A 21,853-nucleotide genomic window follows, 5' to 3' on the forward strand; every position below is an offset into this window, starting at 1 on the left:
GAATGGTGGATTGGGATGCGCTCGAAGCTGCCGGTATCGCCGACGCCAGGAGCCGTGCGGGCCTGGTCGAGTACCTCGACGGCCTGGGTTTTAGCGCCGAAGAGATGGCCGATGCCGAGCGCCGGGGCCGGTTGTTCGGCCTGGCCGGTGACGCGGTGGGGCGTTCGGGTGCGCCCACCTACACGTTCCGCACCGCCGCCGAGGCGTTGGGCATCGGGCTCGACGCCGTCCAGCAGGCCTGGCGGATGCTCGGGCTCGGTGTCCCCAGCCCCGACGCGCCCGCGCTGAGCCAGGCCGACGTGGACGGGTTGGCCACCTGGGTCCAGATGCGATCGCAGCTCGGAGAGCCCGTCGACGGTTTCCTGCGGGTGCTGGGTGCGACGATGGCGCGGTTGGCCGAGGCCGAGTCGTCGATGATCCGGCTTACCCAACCGGACATGTGGCTGGGACACACCGGAGACGAACTGACCACCGCCCGGGCCTGGCGAGCGGTCGCGGCGTACATCCCGCGTATCGGCGCCATGATCGACGCCGTCCACCGCCAGCACCAGGTCAGCCACCGGACCTTCCTCGAAGGGCTGGCCGGCGGGCCGTCGGCCAGCATCGTGTGCGGCGTCGGGTTCGCCGACCTGACCGGTTTCACCGCCCTGACCCGGGTGCTCACCGCTGCGGAGCTGTCTACGCTGCTCAGCGAGTTCGGCGGCACCGTCGCCGACGTGGTGCACGCCGACGGCGGCCGGGTGGTCAAGTTCATCGGCGACGCCGTGATGTGGGTGAGCTCGACACCGAAGCTGCTCGTCAAGGCGGCGGTCGACCTCGTCAATCATCCGAAAGCCCGCGAAGCCGGCCTGCAGGTGCGCGCCGGCCTCGGTCACGGCGAAGTGGTGACGCTGGTCGGTGACTATTTCGGCACCCCGGTGAACCTGGCGGCGCGCCTGGTGGATGCCGCCGCCCCCCGCCAGGTGCTGGCCTCGGCGAGCGTGGTCGCAGCACTGCCCGACTGGCCCGCTACCGGGCAGGAACCGTTGATGCTCAAGGGCTTCGACGAGGCGGTTCCGGCATACGAACTGCAGCTGGACCCAGATCGTTAGGGTGAGTGCTTGTGAGCACCGGCGGGGTGGTGGGGGTGGGACTGGGTTCCTCGGGCCCGCCGCGTCTGGTGCGGTTGGTCCACCGTGGATCACGCCTGCTCGATGACCCGGACGGTGCCAAGAAGGTGGCGCTGGTCGGCAAGGGCATCACCTTCGACACCGGTGGCATCTCGATCAAGCCGGCCGCCTCGATGCACCACATGACCTCCGACATGGGTGGGGCGGCCGCGGTGATCGCGACGGTGGTGCTGGCCGCCCGTCGGGGGCTGCCGATCGACGTGACCGCGACCGTGCCGATGGCCGAGAACATGCCGTCGTCCACCGCGCAGCGCCCGGGCGATGTGCTCACCCAGTACGGCGGCACCACCGTCGAGGTGCTCAACACCGACGCCGAGGGCCGGTTGATCCTGGCCGACGCGATCGTGCGAGCCTGCGAGGACAACCCGGACTATCTGATCGAGACCTCGACGCTGACCGGTGCGCAGACGGTGGCGCTGGGCGCGCGCATCCCCGGGGTGATGGGTTCGGACGAGTTCCGCGACCGGGTGGCGTCGATCTCGCAGGCCGTCGGCGAGAACGGCTGGCCGATGCCGCTGCCCGACGAGCTCAAAGAGGACCTGAAGTCGACGGTGGCCGACCTGGCCAACGTCAGTGGTCAGCGTTTCGCCGGGATGCTGGTCGCCGGGGTGTACCTGCGTGAGTTCGTGGCCGACGGAGTCGACTGGGTCCACATCGACGTCGCGGGACCGGCCTATAACTCCGGCGGCGCCTGGGGCTACACCGGCAAGGGTGGCACCGGGGTGCCGACCCGCACCATGTTCGCGGTGCTGGAGGACATCGCCGCGAACGGATAAGCCCCCCGCCGTCAGGCTTGGATTTCCGCGGCTTCCACGCTCTCGGGCGTCGGCGCGGAACGAGGCGGCCTTTCCACGCCTTGTTGAAAGGACAGCGCCGTACTCAGCACCAACATCAGCACGGCGAACACGGCAACCCAGAACCAGGATTCCGTCGCGTCCAGATGGGACGCGACATCGGTTTTCGGCAGCGCCGCCATCGAGCGAACGATCGCCGCGATGATCACGACGGTGCTCAAGTACGGGAACGCGGCCCGCATGCGCCCGGCCATGGGCCCGATCGGCGATTCGCTACGCCGTCGCGCTCGTCCGAGGAACCAGCCGATCGCACACGCGACGGTAATGACGACCGTGATGGGCACGGACAGTCGGTTGGCGTCGTCCCACAGCGGCTGCAACGGCCGATGCGTCTGCGGGTCGCCGAGCGAGACCGCAAGGTCCGCCAGCGTCGCCTCCACGAAGAACACCGCAATCGGCGGGACCAGGACCGCCACGATGAACACGCAATGTTTGATCAGTGTCCCGGCGCTGCCCGACACGAATTGCACGATGGCGTACAGCAGAATGTAGAGCGAGGCCACAAATGATATGCCGCCCAACAGTTCTGCGGATGCGGCCCGGCCGCTACTGACCGCACATCCCTGCTCGCCGGCGAGCAGACTGTATTGCACCGCCGTCAGGAACAGCCCCAGAAATGCGTTCATCAGCGCGACCCCGGTCAGGGTCTCGTGCTCGACTTCGCGCGGGTCCGGCGAATGACCGTCGCTGCGACGCCGATACGCACGATCGAGCACCAGATTGATGACGACGAACGCGAAACCGGCCAGCAAACCGGCTAGTTGGGCATAGTTGCGGGCCACGATGGATACGTCGAAGCCGGTCCACAGCTCACAGGCTGCGGCGATCTGCTCAGCGGGCACCCGCGAGATAGTAGTGACGCTGCAGCGGCCGCGGTAGCGCTTTGGCGGACTGCGCAGTCCGCCATACCCGACGGCCTCGCGAGCCGTTCGACCGCCACCTCGATGTGTGCCGGCGAGACCGCAATGACAGGATGGTTTTCGACAGTCCACCTGGGCACCGCCCTCGCCCCACCACTGACGTGGTATCCAGGAAACGACGTGCAGCGACCGATCGAGCGAGGAGTCAACAACGATGGCCTTCTCAGTCCAGATGCCCGCCCTCGGTGAGAGCGTCACCGAGGGAACGGTGACCCGCTGGCTCAAGCAGGAAGGCGACACCGTCGAGGTCGACGAGCCGCTCCTGGAGGTCTCCACCGACAAGGTCGACACCGAGATCCCGTCGCCGGTGGCCGGTGTGCTGACCAAGATCATCGCCGGCGAGGACACCACGGTCGAGGTCGGCGGTGAGCTGGCCTTGATCGGCGAGGCAGGTGACAGCGCCGGGGCCCCGTCGTCGATCGGCGTGCGTTCGATCTCCTACCTGCCGCTGACCTACGACCACCGTTTGATCGACGGTGCCGACGCGGGGCGGTTCGTGACCACGATCAAGAACCGGCTGGAAGAAGGTGCGTTCGAGGCAGACCTGGGCCTCTAACGGACGCCGGGGGATTTTCCGAAGAGCTGCAAGAGGATTCAGCTGTGAGCAATCCCATCGTCGCAATCGCCGGCTCGTCCGGGCTGATCGGCTCGGCTCTGGTCTCGGCGTTGCGCGCCGACGATCACCAGGTGCTGCGGATTGTGCGGCGGACGCCGGCCAACGCCGGCGAGCTGCAATGGGATCCCGAGGCCGGTGACATCGACGTCGGCGCACTGGCCGGGGTCGACGCAGTGGTCAACCTGTGCGGCGTCAGCCTCGGCGACCGCCGCTGGTCGGGAGCGTTCAAGCAGAGCCTGCGCGACAGCCGGATCACCCCGACCGAGGTGTTGTCGGCCGCGGTCGCCCAGGCCGGCGTGCCGGTGCTGGTCAATGCCAGCGGGGTGGGCTATTACGGTGACACCGGCAACCGCACGGTCGACGAGTCCGCTTCGGCAGGAGCAGGTTTCCTGGCTCAACTCGCCGAGGACTGGGAGGCGGCAACCGCATCCGCCCAAGCCTCGGGCGCCCGTGTGGTGCTGGCCCGCACCGGTATCGTGCTGTCGCGGTCCGGCGGCGCCGTTGGCCGGTTGCGTCCGCTGTTCTCCCTGGGACTCGGCGCCCGGATCGGCAACGGCCGCCAGTACATGTCGTGGATCAGCCTGGAGGACGAGGTGCGAGCACTGCTGTTCGCGATCTCCCATGACACGTTGTCCGGCCCGGTGAATCTGACCGGGCCGGCACCGGTGACCAACGCCGAGTTCACCGCCGCACTGGGACGCGCCGTCAACCGCCCGACCCCGATGCTGCTTCCCGCTTTCGCGTTCCGTGCCGGGCTCGGCGAGTTCGCCGACAGCCTCCTCACCGGCCAACGAGCCATTCCCGCCGTGTTGGAGCAGGCCGGCTTCCGGTTTCAACACCACACCGTCGGCGAGGCCCTGGCCTACGCCACCTCCCGGCCGACCCCGCTGTAGCCACACCGCGCCGAGTAGCCTGCGAACATGGTGTCCATCCGCTCCAGCACCACTCCGATCGAGGTGCGCCAGCTGGGCACCGTCGACTATGGCGACGCCTGGCAACTGCAACGCGAGCTGGCCGAGGCCAGGGCGGCCGGCGGCCCGGACACTCTGCTGATGTTGGAGCATCCCCCGGTCTATACCGCCGGACGTCGCACCGAGCCGCAGGAGCGTCCGATGGACGGCACCCCGGTGGTCGACACCGACCGAGGCGGCAAGATCACCTGGCACGGTCCCGGCCAACTGGTGGGCTATCCGGTGATCGGCCTCGCCGAACCCTTGGACGTCGTGAATTACGTTCGACGCCTTGAAGAATCCCTTATCGAGGTGTGTAACACGTTGGGCCTCAATACGGTTCGGATAGATGGCAGATCCGGGGTATGGCTGCCGCCGGGCGGCGGCCGGCCCGCCCGCAAGGTCGCCGCGATCGGCGTCCGCGTGGCCCGCGCTACCACATTGCATGGGTTCGCGCTCAATTGTGATTGTGATCTCAGTGCGTTCGGCTCGATTGTGCCGTGCGGGATCACCGACGCGGGAGTGACATCACTGTCGGCGGAGCTGGGCTTTGCGACCGGCGTCGAGGATGTCCGGCAGGCCGTGGCCAATGCAGTCGTCGATGCTCTCGACGGGGTGCTGCCGGTGCGCGAGCATTCCGGCCCGCGCGTAACATCGACCAGGTGAGCGCCGCCCCGGAAGGCCGTAGGTTAAGCCGTGCCGAAGCACGCAACGCCGAAACTCCGATCGAACGCAAACCCCCGTGGATCAAGACCCGCGCCCGGATGGGGCCCAGCTACACCCAGCTCAAGGTTTTGGTGAAGCAGGAAAAGCTCCACACGGTGTGCGAGGAGGCCGGCTGCCCCAACATCTACGAGTGTTGGGAAGACCGGGAGGCCACCTTCCTGATCGGCGGCGAGGTCTGTACCCGCAACTGTTCGTTCTGTCTCATCAAGTCGGGCAAGCCCCCCGAGCTGGACCGCGACGAGCCGCGCCGCGTCGCCGAGAGCGTGCAAACCATGGGCCTGCGGTATTCGACGGTCACCGGTGTCGCCCGCGACGATCTGCCCGATCAGGGATCCTGGCTCTACGCCGAGACGGTGCGTGCCATCAAGGCCCTCAACCCATCCACGGGTGTCGAACTGTTGATCCCCGACTTCGGCGGACGGCCCGACCTCTTGGGCGAAGTGTTCGAATCTCGCCCGGAAGTGCTGGCGCACAACGTCGAAACCGTGCCGCGCATCTTCAAGTTGATCCGGCCCGGATTCAGCTACCAGCGCAGCCTTGACGTGCTGACCCAGGCCCGTGATGCCGGGTTGGTGGCCAAGAGCAACCTCATCCTGGGTATGGGCGAGACGCCCGAAGAGATCCGGGCGGCACTGTCGGACTTGTATGACGCCGGCGCCGAACTGGTCACCATCACCCAGTATCTGCGCCCCACCGAGCGGCACCACCCGATCGACCGATGGGTCAAGCCCGAGGAGTTCGTCGAGCACGCCCGCTATGCCGAGGAGCTGGGCTTCGCCGGAGTGATGTCCGGGCCGCTGGTGCGCTCCTCGTATCGGGCCGGGCGGCTCTACCAGCAGGCGCTGGAGAACCGGGCGCGCCGCGAACAGGCCCCCGCCGCCGCCCACGGCTGACTGACGCCCCGGCTGGCGGTAAGCCCCGCTGGGTATCCTTGGTAGCTATGCCCAGATCGCGCACCACCACCGAGAACAAGGCTGCTCGGGCGGAAGCGAAAGCCGCCCGCAAGGCCGCCAGCAGGCAGCGCCGCACGCAGCTGTGGCAGGCCTTCCAGCTGCAGCGCAAGGAAGACAAGCGGCTGGTGCCGTACATGGTCGGCGCCTTCGTGCTGGTCGCTGGGGTGACGACGGCCCTGGCACTCAATGGCGGCACGTTCGCCAAGGTGACGACGATTCCGCTCGGCCTGGTGCTCGGTGCCCTGGTGGCGTTCGTGATCTTCGGCCGGCGAGCTCAACGGTCGGTCTACCTCAAGGCCGAGGGGCAGGCCGGGGCTGCGGCGTGGGCGCTGGACAACCTGCGCGGCAAGTGGCGGGTGACCCCGGGGGTGTCCGCCACCGGCCAGCTCGACGCCGTGCATCGGGTGATCGGGCGTCCGGGCATCATCTTCGTCGCCGAAGGTTCGCCCGCCCGGCTCAAGCCACTGCTGGCTCAGGAGAAGAAGCGCACGGCCCGGCTCGTCGGTGACGTACCGATCTATGACGTGGTGGTGGGCGCCGGCGACGGTGAGGTTCCGCTGGCCAAGCTGGAGCGTTACCTGACCAAACTGCCGGCCAACATCACCACGAAGCAGATGGATTCGCTGGAGTCGAAACTGGCCGCGCTCGGTTCGCGGACCGGAACCGCAGCCATGCCCAAGGGCCCGTTGCCCGGCGGCGCGAAGGTGCGTGGCGTTCAACGCGCGGTGCGCCGGCGCTAGCTGCAAACAGCCCGTTGACCTGCGCTGAGGGCGGGGGCTACTCGCACTTTTGCGCCGTACACGCAGACTCAATGCGGCGGCTCAAGGTTCAGCGACTGCGCACCACGGCGGTCGCAGTGGCCCGGTCCTGCAGGCCACGGCCGTCGGCGTCGGCGAACAAGGCCGGGACCACCAGCGCGATCAACAATCCGCGGATCGCGGCGCGACCGACGCCCACGCCCAGGCCGGGGCCGTCGACGGGGACCACCCGCAGCCCGCAGGCGTACTGGCCCGGCGTGAATCCGAACAGCCGCACCGCGGCCACCCCGAGGACCAGCCAGATCCCCAGCACCACGGTCGCCAGGTATTCCGGGGTCACCAGGCCCGCGGCCACGCCCAAGCCGGCCAGTCCATAGCCCACCATCCAGTCGAGGGCCAGGGCCACCATGCGGCGGCCCATCGGAGCCAGGGAACCAGGTCCGCTGGACGGCAAACCCAGACCCTGTCCCGGGGCGTTGTCGGGGTGACTGGGTCCGGCAGATTCCGGCCCGGACAGCCACGAGGAGAACGTGCGGCTCATGGCCCCTACGATAGGCGGGCGGCGAATCCGACCCGGCGTCGCCGGGTGCAGCCGCGGTTGCGTAACGTCAGCACCGGCCACCTCAGCGTCCGACCGGGGCTACCAGCGGAGGAGAACACTTCTGTGACCGACAAGACGGCCGACGACATTCTCAAGCTCGTCGCCGATGAGAACGTGGAGTACGTCGACATCCAGTTCTGCGACTTGCCCGGTCAGATGCAACATCTGTCGATCCCCGCGTCCACGCTGGATGCGAGCGTGTTCGAAGACGGGCTGGCCTTCGACGGATCCTCGATCCGCGGCTTCCAGTCCATCCACGAGTCGGACATGATGCTGCTCCCCGACTTCTCCACGGCCCAGATCGATCCGTTCCGGGCCGCCAAGACGTTGAACCTCAACTTCTTCGTCCACGACCCCTTCACCCGCGAGCCCTATTCGCGCGACCCGCGCAACATCGCACGCAAGGCCGAGAACTACCTCACCAGCACCGGCATTGCCGACACCGCCTACTTCGGCGCCGAAGCCGAGTTCTACATCTTCGACTCGGTGCGCTTCGACTCGCAGATGAACGGCACCTTCTACGAGGTCGACTCGGACTCGGGTTGGTGGAACACCGGTTCGCCGACCGAGGCCGGCGGACGGGCCAACCGCGGATACAAGACCCGCCCCAAGGGCGGCTACTTCCCCGTCGCCCCCAACGACCAGTACGTCGACCTGCGCGACACCATGACCACCAACCTGGCCAACGCCGGCTTCACCTTGGAGCGCGGCCACCACGAATGCGGCTCCGGTGGGCAGGCGGAGATCAACTACAAGTTCAACACCCTGCTGCATGCCGCCGACGACGTCATGTTGTTCAAATACATCATCAAGAACACCGCCTGGGCCAACGGCAAGACCGTCACGTTCATGCCCAAGCCACTATTCGGCGACAACGGCTCAGGCATGCATGTCCACCTGTCTCTGTGGAAGGCCGGCCAGCCACTGTTCTACGACGAGGCCGGCTACGCCGGACTGTCTGACACCGCACGCCACTGCATCGGCGGCATCCTGCACCACGCGCCGTCGCTGCTGGCGTTCACCAACCCCACCATCAACTCCTTCAAGCGCCTGGTGCCGCACTACGAGGCCCCGATCAACCTGGTCTACAGCCAGCGCAACCGTTCGGCCTGTGTACGGATCCCGATCACCGGCACCAACCCCAAGGCCAAGCGGCTGGAGTTCCGTTGCCCGGACTCCTCCAGCAACCCCTATCTGGCATTTGCGGCGATGTTGATGGCCGGCATCGACGGCATCAAGAACAAGATCGAGCCGGCCGCTCCGGTGGACAAGGACCTCTACGAGCTGCCGCCGGATGAGGCCGCCGACATCCCGCAGGCCCCGACCACGCTGGCCGAAGTGATGGACAACCTCGAGGCCGATCACGAATACCTCACCGAGGGCGGCGTATTCACCCCGGACCTGATCGAGAACTGGATCCGTTACAAGCGTGACAACGAGATCACCCCGATCAGCGTCCGGCCGCACCCGTACGAATTCGCGCTGTACTACGACTGCTGAGTCGGGCTGACCGGCTTGATCGGCTACAACCCGATCCGTCACGCCCCGATGCGTCCGAGGTACTCATCGAGAGCGCGGCGCATGACCTCGCTGGGTGTGGTGTGTTCGGCGGAGGTATAGGCGTCCAACCGCCTGCTCAACTCAGCGGGCAGTCGTACGGTGCGTGCCGGGCTGGAACCCCGGCGTCCCTTGGCAAAGTAAGCACAAACCTTCGGTTCGCCGCGCGGGGTCCATACGTCCCGATTCGTCAAACGTATCCAGACCGCGACCCCATAGGGTCGATCAAGGGCCCGCACGTCAACCACGATGCTGAACGCCTTCGCGGTTCGTACTGGACCGGCGGCCCGCACCGACCACCCCGAAGAACTCCTCCGAACCGACCCCGACCCACCCGACGACGAAGTCGCCTGACGGCGAATTACCCACGTGATTCTGTGTGTTTGCCGGGAGTCGAAGAAACGGCACTAGCCATCCCCGACACAACCGGGGAAACCTGGACGCTGAATTCGAGACCTTCCGAAACATGTTTGTGGACAGGCTATTTGATTCTCCGATGGGCCACAACGCCGGGTCACGCGCTCGTTCACCACAGTCGCACCGAATGCGCCGCAGACGTTTGCCGACGGGGCTCCACATACCAAAATCAGCGCGCCGGTAACGAGCGTTACCACAACCTCAAAATATGTGATTGAACTTAGAAAATATTCGATGTAACTTATCGCCGGATCAGTATTTCTCCAGCTAAAGGGTCTGCTTTTCACGAAAGGGACGCCCATGACCGATCGCAGGTTGCTTCCCCTGGCCGTTGCACCGCTGCTGATTGGCGCAATCTTCCCACCCGCAAGCATCGCGGCCCAGGGCTCGAAGTCGGTCTCCGCGCAGGTGGTCCTGCTCGACTCCGAGGGCTGGGGCATGGGTGGCAGCGGTACTCCGATTCCCTCCCAAGCGCTCATCGACGCCATCAGCGCGCGCTACATCATGCCGGCCTCACCGATCTTCCCCGGCCAGCCGATATTCCCGGTCGACTCGGTGCACCCCCTGTTCACCCCGGAGGGCCTGTACCCGATGACCGGCGTCAAGTCGCTGGTCCTCGACCAGTCTGTGGCCCAGGGCGTACAGATTCTGGACGCCACCATCAAGGACCGGCTCGCCTTGGGCCACGATCTCGTCGTGGTGGGCGGCTCGCAGAGTTCCACTATCGCCTCGCTGGAGATGCGCAATCTGCTTGCGCTGCCGGCTGATCAGATCCCGACAGCCGACCAGCTGTCATTCGTCCTGCTGGTCGACCCCAGCAACCCCAACGGGGGTCTGCTGTCCCGCTTCGGTGACCCGAGCCTGCCACCGTTGAGCTTCCCGAGCATGGGCGTCACGTTCAGCGGTGCCACCCCCTCGGACACCCCGTGGCACACCGCCATCTACAACATGGAATACGACGGCTTCTCGGACTTCCCGCGCTATCCGCTCAACTTCCTGGCCGATCTCAACGCCGTGTTGGGCATCGCCTTCGTGCACGGCAGTATCACCGGCCTTTCCGACGAGCAGATCGCCCAATCCGTTCTGCTACCGGTGTCCGACGGTTACGCCGGCAACACCGACTACTTCATGATTCCCACCGAGAACCTGCCGTTGCTGGAGTTGCTGCGAGCCGTTCCCATCCTGGGCGATCCGCTGGCAGATCTGATGCAGCCGGCGCTGCGGGTGCTGATCAACCTGGGTTACGGCAATATCGAACACGGTTGGGACCAGGGACCCGCGGACCTGTCCACCCCGTTCGGGTTGTTCCCGAATGTGGGTCTGGGCGACGTCTTCACGGCGCTGGGCAACGGGGTTCAGCAGGGCTGGCAGGACTTCATCCACGATCTGGGCTCGCTGCCGAGCCTGCCCGACGCCCTGGCCAACAGCGCGGCGGTTCTGGGCGACTTCACCGATGGGGTGAACGCGTTCTCCGCCGACCTATCGACCCTCTACTCGACCCTGCTGCCGATCACCGACCTGGTCAACGCCCTGTTCACCACCCTGCCGGCCTATGACGTCAGTCTGTTCGCGCAGGAGCTGGCCTCCGGTGACCTGCTCAACGCCGCCCTGATGCCGATCGCCGCCGACATGGGGCTGGCCACCGCGGGCATCGGGATCGGTGTGCTGAGCGTGCTGTCGGCCTTGATGTCGTTGTAGCGGGCGCGCCGCGGCCGTCACTCGAGCCCGTCGCGGGCCCAGGACGGCGTGATGAAGACCCCGTCGGCCTCCACGGTGACCCCGTTGGCGTCCGAGATATGGCCGCGGGCGTAGGTTTTCACGCCTTCCTTGCGGTAGATCGAGGCTTCGGCGTGCAACGGCCCCAGCGGTGTTCCGCGCAGATACTTCACCGTGATCGTGCCGGTGTAGAGCGGCTTGGTCAGGCCATCGCTGGCCGCCTCACCGAGCACATGGTCGAGGACCAGCGCGCTGACCCCGCCGTGGACCAGCGACGGGGGGCCCTCGTAGGCGGCGCCCAGGTGAAAGTCGCTCCAGCAGTGGCCGTTCTCCCCGTGCTGGATCACCAGCGGCGGGGCGATCGGGTTGCGCAGCCCCACCACGGCGTTGCCCCACGCCAGCGGCCGACCGTCGACGACGTAGCGCAGTCCCGGTGACTCGCTGAGGGTTCCGCCACGAAGCCGCTCGGTCAGCTCCTGTACCTGGGCGGTCACCTCGCGGGCCGTGGCGTCGTCGGCCTGGGTGCGGATGGTGGCGTCGATCAGGTCGCGGACCGCCTGGGCGAGCGGTCCGTAGCGCTCCACCAGCTGCCCGCTCTCGTCGGCGCTGATCGTCGGCACGTTCGAGCGAGCCCTGAAATCCACCACAGAGGTCCTCCTTCAGTCTCCGAACACGTTGCGCGCGACGACCTTCGCGCGCCGTGTCACCCGGAGGTAGTTGTCCAGGAACTCACCGCCGTCGCCGCCGGGCCAGCCGGCGGCCACCGCGACCGCGTTCAGCGCGCGGCCCGGCCCGGGCAGTTGGTCCGTGGGTTTGCCACGAACCAGCACCAGCGCGTTGCGAGCACGGGTGGCGATCAGCCAGGCCTGCCGGAGCCGGTCCACTTCGTCTTCTTCGAGTAGCCCAGCAGCGGCGATGGCGTCCAGGGTTTCCAGCGTAGAGGTGTTGTGCAGCGCCGGTACACGGTGGGCGTGGCGCAGCTGCAGCAGCTGCACGGTCCACTCGACGTCGGCTAGTCCGCCCCGGCCCAGTTTGGTGTGCGTATTGGGGTCCGCCCCGCGCGGCAGTCGCTCGGCATCGACGCGCGCCTTGATCCGGCGAATCTCACGCACCGCGTCGGCGGAAACCCCGCCGGGCGGATAGCGGGTGGCGTCGACCATCCGCAGGAACCGGCTGCCCAGACCCGTATCGCCGGCGACGCAGTGCGCCCGCAGCAGTGCCTGGATCTCCCATGGCTGGGCCCACTGGTCGTAGTAGGCCGCGTAGGACGCCAGTGTGCGCACCGGCGGGCCGTTGCGGCCCTCGGGACGCAGGTTGATGTCGACCTGCAGCGGCGGATCGACGCTGGCGGTGCCCAACAGCGCCCGGACCGCCCACGCCGGTCGCCTTCTCGTTGACCTCGCACACGAACATGACGTCGGCGTCCGAGCCGTAGCCGAGTTCGCCGCCGCCGAGTCGGCCCATGCCGATCACCGCGATCCGCGCCGGCGCTTCGCGGGGCTCTGTGTCGGGCGAGCCGGGCAGATTGACCCGGACGATCGCGTCCAGGGCGGCCTGTAAGACGGCCGCCCACACCGCGGTCAGTGCCCGGCAGACATCGATGACGTCAAGCATGCCCAGCAGGTCCGCCGAGGCGATGCGGGCCAACTCGTGGCGACGCAGGCTGCGGGCTGAAGCGATCGCGCGCACCGGGTCGGGATGGCGGCCCGCCGACGCGATCAGCGCCCGCGACACCGCGTCCGAATCGGTGTTGAGCAGCTTGGGTCCGGTCGGTCCGTCGCCATAGGCCTGGATGACATCGGGTGAGCGCATCAGCAGTTCCGGGATGTAGGCCGAGGTGCCCAGCACTCGCATCAGCCGTTTGGCCACCGCGCTGCTGTCGCGCAGGGTGCTCAGATACCAGCGCTGCTGGGCCATCGCCTCGCTCAGCCGCCGGTAGGCCAGCAGCCCCGCGTCGGGGTTGGGGGTGTCCGACAGCCAGTACAGCAGCTTGGGCAGCAGCACTGCCTGCACCCGGCCTCGGCGACCGCTCTGGTTGATCAGCGCGCCTAGGTGGGTCAGAGCGTTGTGCGGCGCTTCGTAACCGAGTGCTGCCAGTTGCCGTTCCGCGGCTCCGGGGGTCAGTCCCCCGACCAGCTCCAGTCCCGCCGGGCCGACCGCCTCCAGCAGCGGCTGGTAGAAGAGCTTGGCGTGCAGCCGCGACACCCGCCGGTTCTGGGCTTTGAGCTCTTCGCGAAGTACGCCCAGGGCGTCGTGCCGGCCGTCCGGGCGGACATGGGCGGCGCGGGCCAGCCAGCGCAGTGCCTCGTCGTCGTCTGGCGGCGGGAGCAGATGGGTGCGTTTGAGCCGTTGCAGCTGCAGCCGGTGTTCCAGTAGTCGCAGGAACTCGTAAGACGCGGTCAGGTCGGCCGAATCCTCCCGGCCGATGTAGCCGCCGGCACCCAAGGCCGCCAGTGCATCGACCGTGGATGCCACATGCAATGACTCGTCACTGCGGCCGTGCACCAGCTGCAGCAGCTGCACCGCGAACTCCACGTCACGCAGTCCTCCAGAGCCCAGCTTGATTTCGCGAGACCGATACTCCGCGGGCACCTGTTGGGCCACCCGGCGGCGCATCGCCTGTACGTCGACGACGAAATCCTCACGCTCGCATGCGGTCCAGACCATCGGCAGCAGCGCGTCGATGTAGGCCCGGCCCAATTCGGCGTCACCGACCGCCGCGCGCGCCTTGAGCAGCGCCTGAAACTCCCACGTCTTGGCCCACCGCTGGTAGTAGGCGATGTGCGATTCCAGGGTGCGCACCAGCGCGCCGTGCCGGCCCTCGGGCCGCAACCCGGCGTCTACCTCGAAGAACGCCTCGCCGGCCACCCGCATCAGCTCACCGGCCACCCGGGTGCTGACCGCATCGGCCTCCTCGGCGACGAAGATGACGTCGACGTCGCTGACGTAATTCAGTTCCCGCGCACCGCATTTGCCCATCGCGATCACGGCAATCCGGGGCGGGGTCACATCGCTGCCGGCGACGCATATTTCGGCCACCCGCAGCGCGGCCGCCAGCGCGGCATCGGCCAGGTCGGCCAGATGGGGTAGGGCCGGCAGGTTCTCGACGGTGGGCGCCAGGTCCATCGATGCCAGCACCAGCATCCGGTCGCGGTACAGCGACCGCAGCCGATCGATGTAGGTGCCGTCGGCGGTGGCGGCAACGCAGTCGGTGAACATCGCGCGCAGCTCGGCCGCGGACGGCAGCGTGATCGTGTAGTCGTCGGAATCGGCCGGACTGGCCAACAGCTTCCAGGAGTCCGGGTGGGTGATCAGGTGATCGCCCAGCGTCAGTGAGGATCCCAGTACCGCGAACAGTCGTCCGCGCAGTCCGCGGTCGGCCATGAGTGCTGCGCTCAGTTCGGCCCAGTCGATACCCGGAGTTTCGGACAGCCGGACCAGGGTGCGCAGTGCGACGTCGGCGTCGGGAGCGCGTGACAGCGCCCAGAGCACGTCGACGTGCGGTTGGGTGTACGCGCTGTACCAGCCCAGTGCGGTCAGGTCTGCTGCGGCATACCGGTCGACCAGGCCGAGGCGCCCGACGCTGGGCAGCTTGCGGCGCTGCGCTCCGGGATAGGCCACGACCGTCGGAGGCTTTACAGCGATAGGTAGTTCTGCAGCTCGTAGGGGGTCACGTGGCTGCGGTAGTTCGCCCACTCCTGGCGCTTGTTACGCAGGAAGAAATCGAAGACCTGCTCCCCCAACGCTTCCGCGACCAGCTCGGAGTTCTCCATCTCGCTCAGCGCGCGCTCCAGGGTGCCGGGCAGTTCGCGGTAGCCCATCGCCCGGCGCTCCTCGGGAGTCAGCGCCCAGACGTTGTCCTCGGCCTCCGGGCCGAGCTCGTAACCCTGCTCCACCCCGCGCAGCCCGGCGGCCAACAGCACCGCGAACGCCAGGTAGGGGTTGCATGCCGAGTCCGGGCTGCGGACCTCGATGCGCCGCGACGACGTCTTGTGCGGGCTGTACATCGGCACCCGCACCAACGCCGAGCGGTTGGAGGCGCCCCAGGACGCCGCGGTGGGTGCTTCCCCGCCGTGGATCAGCCGCTTGTAGGAGTTGACCCATTGGTTGGTGACGGCGCTGATCTCGTTGGCGTGCTCGAGGATCCCGGCGATGAACGACTTGGCGGTGGCGGACAGCTGCAGCGGGTCGTCCGGGCTGTGGAAGGCGTTGACCTCACCCTCGAACAGGCTCATGTGGGTGTGCATGGCCGAACCGGCGTGCTCGCGGAACGGCTTGGGCATGAACGACGCCCGGACGCCTTCCTTGAGCGCGATCTCTTTGATCAGGTAGCGGAACGTCATCACGTTGTCGGCCATCGACAGCGCGTCGGCGTAGCGCAGGTCGATCTCCTGCTGGCCCGGTGCGTTCTCGTGGTGGCTGTACTCCACCGAGATGCCCATCGATTCCAGCGCGTCGATCGCGTGCCGGCGGAAGTTGGCGGCCGAACCGTGGATCGACTGGTCGAAGTAGCCCGCGTCATCGGCCGGAACCGGGGTGCTCCCGTCGTACGGTCCGGGCTCCAGCAGGAAGAACTCGATCTCGGGGTGCACGTAGCAGGCGAAACCCAGTTCCCCGGCCTTGGCCAGCTGGCGGCGCAACACGTGGCGCGACGACGCCCAGGCCGGCGACCCGTCCGGCATGGTGATGTCGCAGAACATCCGCGCCGAGTACTGCCGGCCGGAATCCGACGTCCACGGCAGCAGCTGGAAGGTGGACGGATCGGGATGGGCGACCATGTCGGATTCGAAGACCCGGGCGAAGCCCTCTATGGCCGAACCGTCGAAGCCGACGCCCTCGTCGAAGGCGCCCTCGAGCTCCGCCGGGGCGATCGCAACAGACTTCAGATAACCGAGTACATCGGTGAACCAGAGCCGGACGAAACGGATGTCGCGTTCCTCCAGTGTGCGGAGCACAAACTCCTTCTGACGGTCCATACCGCGAAGCGTATCAGCGCTCAGCACTTCGCATCGGTCGGCGGCAACGTGCCGTCGACCAGGTATCGCGCGGCGAATCGGTCCACGCATTCGTTGCCCTGAAACACCACCGTGTGCTGGGTTCCGTTGAACGTCAGCAGACCCCCGCCCAGCTGCTTGGCCAAGTCCACACCGGCTTGGTACGGGGTGGCCGGGTCGCGGGTCGTGGAGACCACCATCGTCGGCGGCAGGTCCGGCACCGAGATGGCATGCGGCTCGGTCGTCGGCGGCACCGGCCAGAAGGCGCAGGTGCCCAGCGGGGCGTCGCCGGTGAACTTTCCGTAGCTCATGAACGGTGCCATTTCGCGCGAACGCCGGTCTTCCTCGATCACCTTGGCGCGGTCGGTGACCGGCGGCTGATCGACGCAGTTCACTGCGACCCGGGCATCGGTGGCGTTGGTGTAGTGACCGTTGGCGTCACGGCGCATGTACAGGTCGGCCAGGCTCAGCATGATGTCGCCGCGGCCGCCAGCCAGATCAGACAGGCCGTCGTTGAGGTGCGTCCAGAACGTCGGTGAATACAGCGCCATGATGGTGCCGACGATCGCGTCGCTGTAGCTCAGCCCGCGCGGGTCCTTAGTCTTGGCGGGCTTGTCCACCAGCGGGTCGACCAGGCTGTGGTAGACGTCGACGGCTTTGGCCGGGTCGGTGCCCAACGGGCAGTCGGCTTCTTTGGCACAGTCGGCCGCGAAGTCGTCGAACGCGCCCTGGAAGGCCTGCGCTTGGCGCAGGTCCTCTTCGATCGGGTCGGCATTGGGGTCCACCGCGCCGTCCAAGATCATCGCGCGCACGTTCTTCGGGTAGGCCTCGGCGTAGGCCGCGCCGATCCGGGTGCCGTAGGAGTAGCCGAGATAGGTCAACTTGTCGTCGCCCAACGCGGCACGCATCGCGTCGAGGTCGCGGGCGACGTTGACGGTGCCGACGTTGGCCAGGAATTCCTTGCCGGTCTTGTCCAGGCAGCGCGCGACGTATTCCTTGGTCTCGCTCTCGATGCGCGCCACGCCCTCGGGGCTGTAGTCGACCTGGTTCAAGGCCCGCAGCCGGTCGTTTTCCTTGTCGGAGTTGCACCAGACCGCCGGCCGCGACGATGCCACTCCGCGCGGGTCGAACCCGACCAGATCGAATTGCTCCCGGACCTGACGCGGCAGCGAGCTGACCAAACCCACCGCGGTTTCGATTCCGGACTCCCCCGGCCCGCCGGGGTTGATCACCAGCGAGCCGATCTTCTCCTTGGTGGCCGGGAATCGGATCATGGCCAGCCGGGCCACGGCGCCCTGCGGCTTGGAGTAGTCCACCGGAACCCCGATGAACCCGCACTGGGCGTCGGTGGGCACTTTGATGTTGGTGTCGGCGGTGAACCGGCACTTGTCCCATTGCACGGGTTGACCGACCCGCGGCACGGCCAGCACCGCGTGGCCCGGCGTCATCCGGGTGCAGCTGCCGACGGTGAAAGCCACCATCGCTATCGCGAGGCAGGTCAGGGCGGTGCGCGTCATCCTGTCGCGGCGCGTCGGCGAGCTCATGACACCACATGCTGCCATGCACGCCTGCGCAAGCCCGGTCACCCGCTGCGCTGCGCGCGTGGCGGTGTGAGGAAATCCACTGCACCGGGAGGTTCAGCTGCACCCTGGCAGGTGGCACACTGGGCATGTCAGACGACCCGGGGACCCGGTTTAGGGCTTCGAGGATCGACCCGACCAATTCGAGGGACAACGATGTCTGAGCACATTTATGGCTCTTCGCCCGACCCTGTCCGCATCGCACCGCAGACCCGCGTCCATCATCTGCTGCAGATGAAGAACGAGGGCCGCAAATGGGGGATGCTGACGGCCTACGACTACTCCTCCGCCCGGATCTTCGACGACGCCGGTATTCCGGTGCTGCTGGTCGGCGACTCGGCGGCCAATGTGGTCTACGGCTACGACAGCACCGTTGCGATCACGATCGACGAGCTGCTTCCGCTGGTCCGCGCCGTGGTGCGCGGCGCCCCACATGCGCTGGTGGTCGCCGACCTGCCGTTCGGCTCCTATGAAGCCGGGCCGGGCGCCGCGCTGGCCACCGCCACCCGATTCATGAAGGAGGGCGGCGCGCACGCGGTCAAGCTGGAGGGCGGCGAGCGGGTGGCCGACCAGATCGCCACGTTGTCCGCAGCCGGCATCCCGGTAATGGCGCACATCGGGTTCACCCCGCAGAGCGTCAATACCCTCGGTGGCTACCGGGTGCAGGGACGCGGTGACGCCGCCGAGCAGACCATTCACGACGCGATCGCGGTAGCCGAAGCCGGTGCATTCGCGGTGGTGATGGAGATGGTGCCCGCCGAGCTGGCCACCCAGATCACCGGAAAGCTGACCATTCCCACGGTCGGGATCGGCGCCGGGCCCAACTGCGACGCCCAAGTTCTGGTGTGGCAGGACATGGCCGGGATGACCACCGGTAAAACCGCCCGATTCGTCAAGCGCTTCGGCAACGTGGGCGCTGAATTGCGCCGCGCCGCAGAGCAGTACGCCACCGAGGTGGCGGCGGGAACGTTCCCCGCTGAGGAGCACTGCTTCTAGAACCCACTGTCCGGGCGGCCTGGATGTGACAGGCTGGACGCCGTGTCGGCAACCGATCCGAAAACCTCTCGGTTTCGCGAGGTGGAACGCAAGTTCGACGTTGACGCGTCGGCGATCTGGCCGTCCTTCGACGGCATCGCCGGGGTCGCCCGCGTTGAGCAGTTGCCGGCACAGGATCTTGCGGCCGTGTACTTCGATACACCCGGGCACGACCTGGCGGCCCACCGGATCACCTTGCGCCGACGCACCGGCGGTCCCGACGCCGGCTGGCACCTGAAACTTCCTGCCGGGCCGGAGACTCGCACCGAGGTGCGCGCACCCCTGGGCCCGGAGCTTCCGGACGAACTGCTCGACGTGGTGAGGGCGATCGTGCGGGATCGGGCGCTGGCACCGGTTGCACAGATCCGTACCGCCCGCGGCGTGGTGGTGCTGCGCGACGATCGGGGTGAGGTGCTGGCCGAGTTCTGCGACGACCAGGTCACCGCGTCGGCCGACAATGACGCCGAACAGCACTGGCGGGAATGGGAACTGGAGCTGGGCTGCGGGGACCTCGAGCTGCTGGACCGGCTGAGCAACCGGCTGCTCGACACCGGCGCGGCGCCGGCGGGCTACGGCTCCAAACTGGCCAGGGTGCTCGGCGCGCCGGCGGTGCCCCCGCACCCGACCGATCGCCTGCATCGGGCACTGGCCGAGCAGATCGAGCAGCTGCTGCTCGCCGATCGCGCGGTGCGCGCCGACGCCGACGACGCGGTTCACCAGATGCGGGTGACGATCCGACGGATTCGCAGCCTGTTGCACGGCCAGGAAGCGGCCCACGCCCCGCTGCTCGGCGAACTGCAGGAATTGGGTGCGATGCTGGGTGTCGCCCGCGACGCCGAGGTCCTGGCCCAGCGCTATCAGCAGGCGCTCGACGAGCTGGCGCCGGAGCTGGTCCGCGGGCCGGTGCGCGAACGGCTGGTCGACGGTTCGCTGCGCCGCTACCAGTCGGGGCGACGGCGCAGCCTGGCCGCGATGCGCTCCCCGCGGTACTTCCGGCTGCTCGACGGCCTCGACGATCTGGTCAGCGCGCCGGCCGCCGAGCGGTACGCCACCGTAGAGATCGCCTACCGGCGGCTGCGCAAGGCGGTCAAGGCCGCCACGACGGCCGCCGACCGCGACGCGGCGTTGCACCGGATCCGCAAGGCCGCCAAGCGGCTGCGCTACGCCGCCGCAGCAGCGAACAAGAAGAAGATCGCCCAGCGGGCGAAGACGATTCAGACCCTGCTGGGCGAGCACCAGGACAGCGTGGTCAGCCGGGCGCATCTGCTGCAACAGGCCGACGTCGCGGCGGCCGCCGGCCAGGACACCTTCACCTACGGTCTGCTGTATGCCCGTGAGGTCGACCTCGCCGCGCGCAGCCGCGCGGCGTTGCGGCCCGCGCTGCGCGAGCTTGACCGGGCCGTTCAGTGAGGCTCGAGTTTGCCCGTAAGTCGGAAAAATCCCCCGCACGTTCTGTTCTTGCAAATTGTGCTCTGCACTGTGGAAGATTCGGTCGAATCACCGTATGGCCGTGATGTGATCGGGCCTGCAGGTCTACAGACGAGAACCACCCGAACTCCCGCAGCGAAGTCGGATTGCCCATGACAACCAAGCCAACGAGCGGCGCAGGCTCGCTTGCGGCCTTGTATCCCGAAGTCGCCAGCGAGTGGGACCAAGAGGCGAACGAGCCGCTGACAGCGGCAATGATCACTCCAGGTAGCCGGTGGCGGGCCGCCTGGATCTGCGCAAAGTGTGAGCACAGGTGGCAGGCCCGGGTCAACAGTCGCACCCGCAGTGGCCACGGCTGTCCCGCGTGCGGGCGCATCGCCGCAGGAAAGGCGAAGGGCGCCCCAAGCCCAGGTGAGTCCTTGGCCGAGAAGTTCCCCGGGATAGCTGCCGAGTGGCATCCAACATTGAACGGCGAGCTGATACCAGTCAACGTCGGCTACGCAAGCAATAAGCGGGTGTGGTGGCTATGTCGCACCTGCCACAACGAGTGGCAGGTAGCAATCTCGAACCGCGCTGCCGGGTCGGCGTGCAAGAAATGCGCAAACCGAGCCATGGCTGTACCAAAGCCGGGCAACTCGCTTGCCGATAGAAATCCTTCGGTTGCCGCGGAGTGGCATCCGACGCGTAATGGCGACCTGACACCGGCAGATGTCGCATTCTCAAGGAAAGACAAAGCCTGGTGGTTGTGCCCGGACTGCGGGAATGAATGGGCGGCTTCTGTCGGCAACCGGGCAAAAGGGGCGAGGTGTCCGCCATGCGCCTACGCGGCGCGGGGCCAAGCGCTCCGAGGCCGCTCCTACCCCTCCGGCGCCGTGAAACCCCAGTCGGCGTCAACCAAGGTGACGAGGGGATCGCCGCAGCCCGGCGATTCCTTCGCTGAGCGATTTCCCGATGCTGCCGCCGAATGGCACCCGACACGCAACGGCGGGATATCTCCCGAAAAGGTTGCCCGAGCAAGCAATCGCCGAGCCTGGTGGCTATGCCGCGCGTGCGGACACGAATGGGATGCGATCATCCAGAGTCGCGGCAGCGGCGGTGCCGGTTGCCCACGATGCGGTCGGCATCGAGCCGGGCGCGCGAATGCCACACCTAGACCCGAAGGCTCACTCGCCGAAAAGTTCCCCTCCCTAGCTGCGGAATGGCACTCGACACGCAACGCACCATTGGCACCCGATCAGGTCGCAGCGAAAAGCCGTCACAAAGCGTGGTGGCAATGCTCGGCGTGCGGCAACGAGTGGAAAGCGGCCATTTACAGCCGTTCAGCCGGTCACGGATGCCGCTCTTGCGCCGATCGACAGCGAGCTGTTGACTTCGGAACCGCGGAACCGCGACAGTCCCTCGCCGAGCTAGATCCTGAGTTGGCCGCACAGTGGCATCCCAGCCGGAATGGCGCTCTAACTGCTTCGGCCGTCTCGGCCAATAGCGGTCAGACGGTTTGGTGGCTCTGCGACAGACGTCACGAGTGGCAGGCCATGATCAACAATCGGCGCAAAGCTCGGGGGTGCCCAAAGTGCACGCT

At 67.4% G+C, this 21,853-nt stretch carries 16 protein-coding genes and 4 pseudogenes; 13 read left to right on the plus strand and 7 right to left on the minus strand.

All coding sequences use genetic code 11. The annotated features are described in order from the left end of the window. Window positions 1-2: 2 nt before the first annotated feature. The gene (locus tag BN4346_RS38740) at window positions 3-1,091 is read left to right on the plus strand and encodes an adenylate/guanylate cyclase domain-containing protein (protein ID WP_067974041.1); all 1,089 of its coding nucleotides are present in this window, start codon (window positions 3-5) and stop codon (window positions 1,089-1,091) included. 20 nt (window positions 1,092-1,111) lie between these two features. After that, window positions 1,112-1,945 (plus strand): annotated as a pseudogene (locus tag BN4346_RS38745) (leucyl aminopeptidase); the annotation flags it as partial. Window positions 1,946-1,956: 11 nt separating this feature from the next. Here BN4346_RS38745 and BN4346_RS38750 read toward each other — a convergent pair. Continuing rightward, a complete protein-coding gene (locus BN4346_RS38750) occupies window positions 1,957-2,775 on the minus strand; it encodes a hypothetical protein (RefSeq protein ID WP_235653665.1) in 819 nt (272 codons plus the stop codon). A 322-nt stretch (window positions 2,776-3,097) separates the two neighbouring features. Here BN4346_RS38750 and BN4346_RS49090 point away from each other — a divergent pair. From BN4346_RS49090 to BN4346_RS38775, 6 genes and pseudogenes are all read left to right on the plus strand, one after another. Beyond that, window positions 3,098-3,352 (plus strand): annotated as a pseudogene (locus tag BN4346_RS49090) (biotin/lipoyl-containing protein); the annotation flags it as partial. Window positions 3,353-3,367: 15 nt separating this feature from the next. Beyond that, a complete protein-coding gene (locus BN4346_RS49095) occupies window positions 3,368-3,499 on the plus strand; it encodes a 2-oxo acid dehydrogenase subunit E2 (protein WP_235653755.1) in 132 nt (43 codons plus the stop codon). Between the two features lie 44 nt (window positions 3,500-3,543). Continuing rightward, a complete protein-coding gene (locus tag BN4346_RS38760) occupies window positions 3,544-4,452 on the plus strand; it encodes a TIGR01777 family oxidoreductase (RefSeq protein WP_067974049.1) in 909 nt (302 codons plus the stop codon). 27 nt (window positions 4,453-4,479) lie between these two features. After that, window positions 4,480-5,175 (plus strand): lipoyl(octanoyl) transferase LipB, encoded by a 696-nt coding sequence (gene lipB / locus BN4346_RS38765; RefSeq protein WP_067974053.1) that lies wholly within the window; start codon window positions 4,480-4,482, stop codon window positions 5,173-5,175. Beyond that, the gene (locus BN4346_RS38770) at window positions 5,172-6,128 is read left to right on the plus strand and encodes a lipoyl synthase (RefSeq protein WP_067974056.1); all 957 of its coding nucleotides are present in this window, start codon (window positions 5,172-5,174) and stop codon (window positions 6,126-6,128) included. The genes lipB and BN4346_RS38770 overlap by 4 nt, the downstream gene beginning before the upstream one ends. A gap of 47 nt (window positions 6,129-6,175) precedes the next feature. Continuing rightward, on the plus strand, window positions 6,176-6,928 hold the full coding sequence (locus BN4346_RS38775; protein ID WP_067974058.1) for a DUF4191 domain-containing protein: 753 nt from the start codon (window positions 6,176-6,178) through the stop codon (window positions 6,926-6,928). Window positions 6,929-7,016: 88 nt separating this feature from the next. Here BN4346_RS38775 and BN4346_RS38780 read toward each other — a convergent pair whose 3' ends face one another. Continuing rightward, a complete protein-coding gene (locus BN4346_RS38780; protein ID WP_078058710.1) occupies window positions 7,017-7,487 on the minus strand; it encodes an RDD family protein in 471 nt (156 codons plus the stop codon). 123 nt (window positions 7,488-7,610) lie between these two features. On the opposite strand from BN4346_RS38780, the gene glnA (BN4346_RS38785) reads away from it, so the two are divergent. Further along, window positions 7,611-9,047: a type I glutamate--ammonia ligase gene (gene glnA, locus BN4346_RS38785; protein ID WP_067974063.1), complete on the plus strand. Its 1,437-nt coding sequence runs from the start codon at window positions 7,611-7,613 to the stop codon at window positions 9,045-9,047. Between the two features lie 38 nt (window positions 9,048-9,085). Here glnA (BN4346_RS38785) and BN4346_RS49965 read toward each other — a convergent pair whose 3' ends face one another. Next, window positions 9,086-9,397, minus strand: a complete 312-nt coding sequence (locus BN4346_RS49965) for a CopG family ribbon-helix-helix protein (RefSeq protein WP_407695095.1) — start codon at window positions 9,395-9,397, stop codon at window positions 9,086-9,088. 424 nt (window positions 9,398-9,821) lie between these two features. On the opposite strand from BN4346_RS49965, the gene BN4346_RS38790 reads away from it, so the two are divergent. Next, entirely contained in the window at window positions 9,822-11,219 is a 1,398-nt protein-coding gene (locus BN4346_RS38790; protein WP_067974067.1) for a PE-PPE domain-containing protein, read from the plus strand. A gap of 17 nt (window positions 11,220-11,236) precedes the next feature. Here BN4346_RS38790 and BN4346_RS38795 read toward each other — a convergent pair whose 3' ends face one another. From BN4346_RS38795 to BN4346_RS38810, 4 genes and pseudogenes are all read right to left on the minus strand, one after another. Next, window positions 11,237-11,884, minus strand: coding sequence for a PaaI family thioesterase (locus tag BN4346_RS38795; RefSeq protein WP_067974071.1), 648 nt, complete (start codon window positions 11,882-11,884; stop codon window positions 11,237-11,239). A gap of 12 nt (window positions 11,885-11,896) precedes the next feature. Further along, window positions 11,897-14,882, minus strand: a pseudogene (locus tag BN4346_RS38800) (bifunctional [glutamine synthetase] adenylyltransferase/[glutamine synthetase]-adenylyl-L-tyrosine phosphorylase). After that, window positions 14,873-16,213, minus strand: coding sequence for a type I glutamate--ammonia ligase (gene glnA, locus BN4346_RS38805; RefSeq protein WP_067974074.1), 1,341 nt, complete (start codon window positions 16,211-16,213; stop codon window positions 14,873-14,875). The pseudogene BN4346_RS38800 and the gene glnA (BN4346_RS38805) overlap by 10 nt, the downstream one beginning before the upstream one ends. A 20-nt stretch (window positions 16,214-16,233) precedes the next feature. After that, on the minus strand, window positions 16,234-17,775 hold the full coding sequence (locus tag BN4346_RS38810; RefSeq protein ID WP_067974076.1) for an alpha/beta hydrolase: 1,542 nt from the start codon (window positions 17,773-17,775) through the stop codon (window positions 16,234-16,236). Window positions 17,776-17,967: 192 nt separating this feature from the next. On the opposite strand from BN4346_RS38810, the gene panB reads away from it, so the two are divergent. The 3 genes and pseudogenes from panB to BN4346_RS49970 form a co-directional block, all read left to right on the plus strand. Then, window positions 17,968-18,807 carry a 3-methyl-2-oxobutanoate hydroxymethyltransferase gene (gene panB / locus BN4346_RS38815; RefSeq protein ID WP_067974079.1) on the plus strand — a complete coding sequence of 280 codons (840 nt, stop codon included), beginning with the start codon at window positions 17,968-17,970 and terminating at the stop codon, window positions 18,805-18,807. Window positions 18,808-18,849: 42 nt separating this feature from the next. Next, the gene (locus BN4346_RS38820) at window positions 18,850-20,256 is read left to right on the plus strand and encodes a CYTH and CHAD domain-containing protein (RefSeq protein WP_067974082.1); all 1,407 of its coding nucleotides are present in this window, start codon (window positions 18,850-18,852) and stop codon (window positions 20,254-20,256) included. Between the two features lie 170 nt (window positions 20,257-20,426). Then, a pseudogene (locus tag BN4346_RS49970) lies at window positions 20,427-21,839 on the plus strand (zinc-ribbon domain-containing protein); the annotation flags it as partial. Between the last annotated feature and the right edge of the window lie 14 nt (window positions 21,840-21,853).

Source organism: Mycolicibacter icosiumassiliensis, from assembly GCF_900078685.2.
Classification (GTDB): Bacteria; Actinomycetota; Actinomycetes; order Mycobacteriales; family Mycobacteriaceae; genus Mycobacterium; species Mycobacterium icosiumassiliensis.

Bases quoted from the DNA above. Each gene is read 5' to 3' on its own strand.
- BN4346_RS38740 (WP_067974041.1), top strand. From the start codon at position 3: ATGGTGGATTGGGATGCGCTCGAAGCTGCCGGTATCGCCGACGCCAGG.
- lipB (WP_067974053.1), top strand. From the start codon at position 4,480: ATGGTGTCCATCCGCTCCAGCACCACTCCGATCGAGGTGCGCCAGCTG.
- BN4346_RS38775 (WP_067974058.1), top strand. From the start codon at position 6,176: ATGCCCAGATCGCGCACCACCACCGAGAACAAGGCTGCTCGGGCGGAA.
- BN4346_RS38780 (WP_078058710.1), bottom strand. From the start codon at position 7,487: ATGAGCCGCACGTTCTCCTCGTGGCTGTCCGGGCCGGAATCTGCCGGA.
- BN4346_RS38790 (WP_067974067.1), top strand. From the start codon at position 9,822: ATGACCGATCGCAGGTTGCTTCCCCTGGCCGTTGCACCGCTGCTGATT.
- glnA (WP_067974074.1), bottom strand. From the start codon at position 16,213: ATGGACCGTCAGAAGGAGTTTGTGCTCCGCACACTGGAGGAACGCGAC.
- BN4346_RS38810 (WP_067974076.1), bottom strand. From the start codon at position 17,775: ATGAGCTCGCCGACGCGCCGCGACAGGATGACGCGCACCGCCCTGACC.
- panB (WP_067974079.1), top strand. From the start codon at position 17,968: ATGTCTGAGCACATTTATGGCTCTTCGCCCGACCCTGTCCGCATCGCA.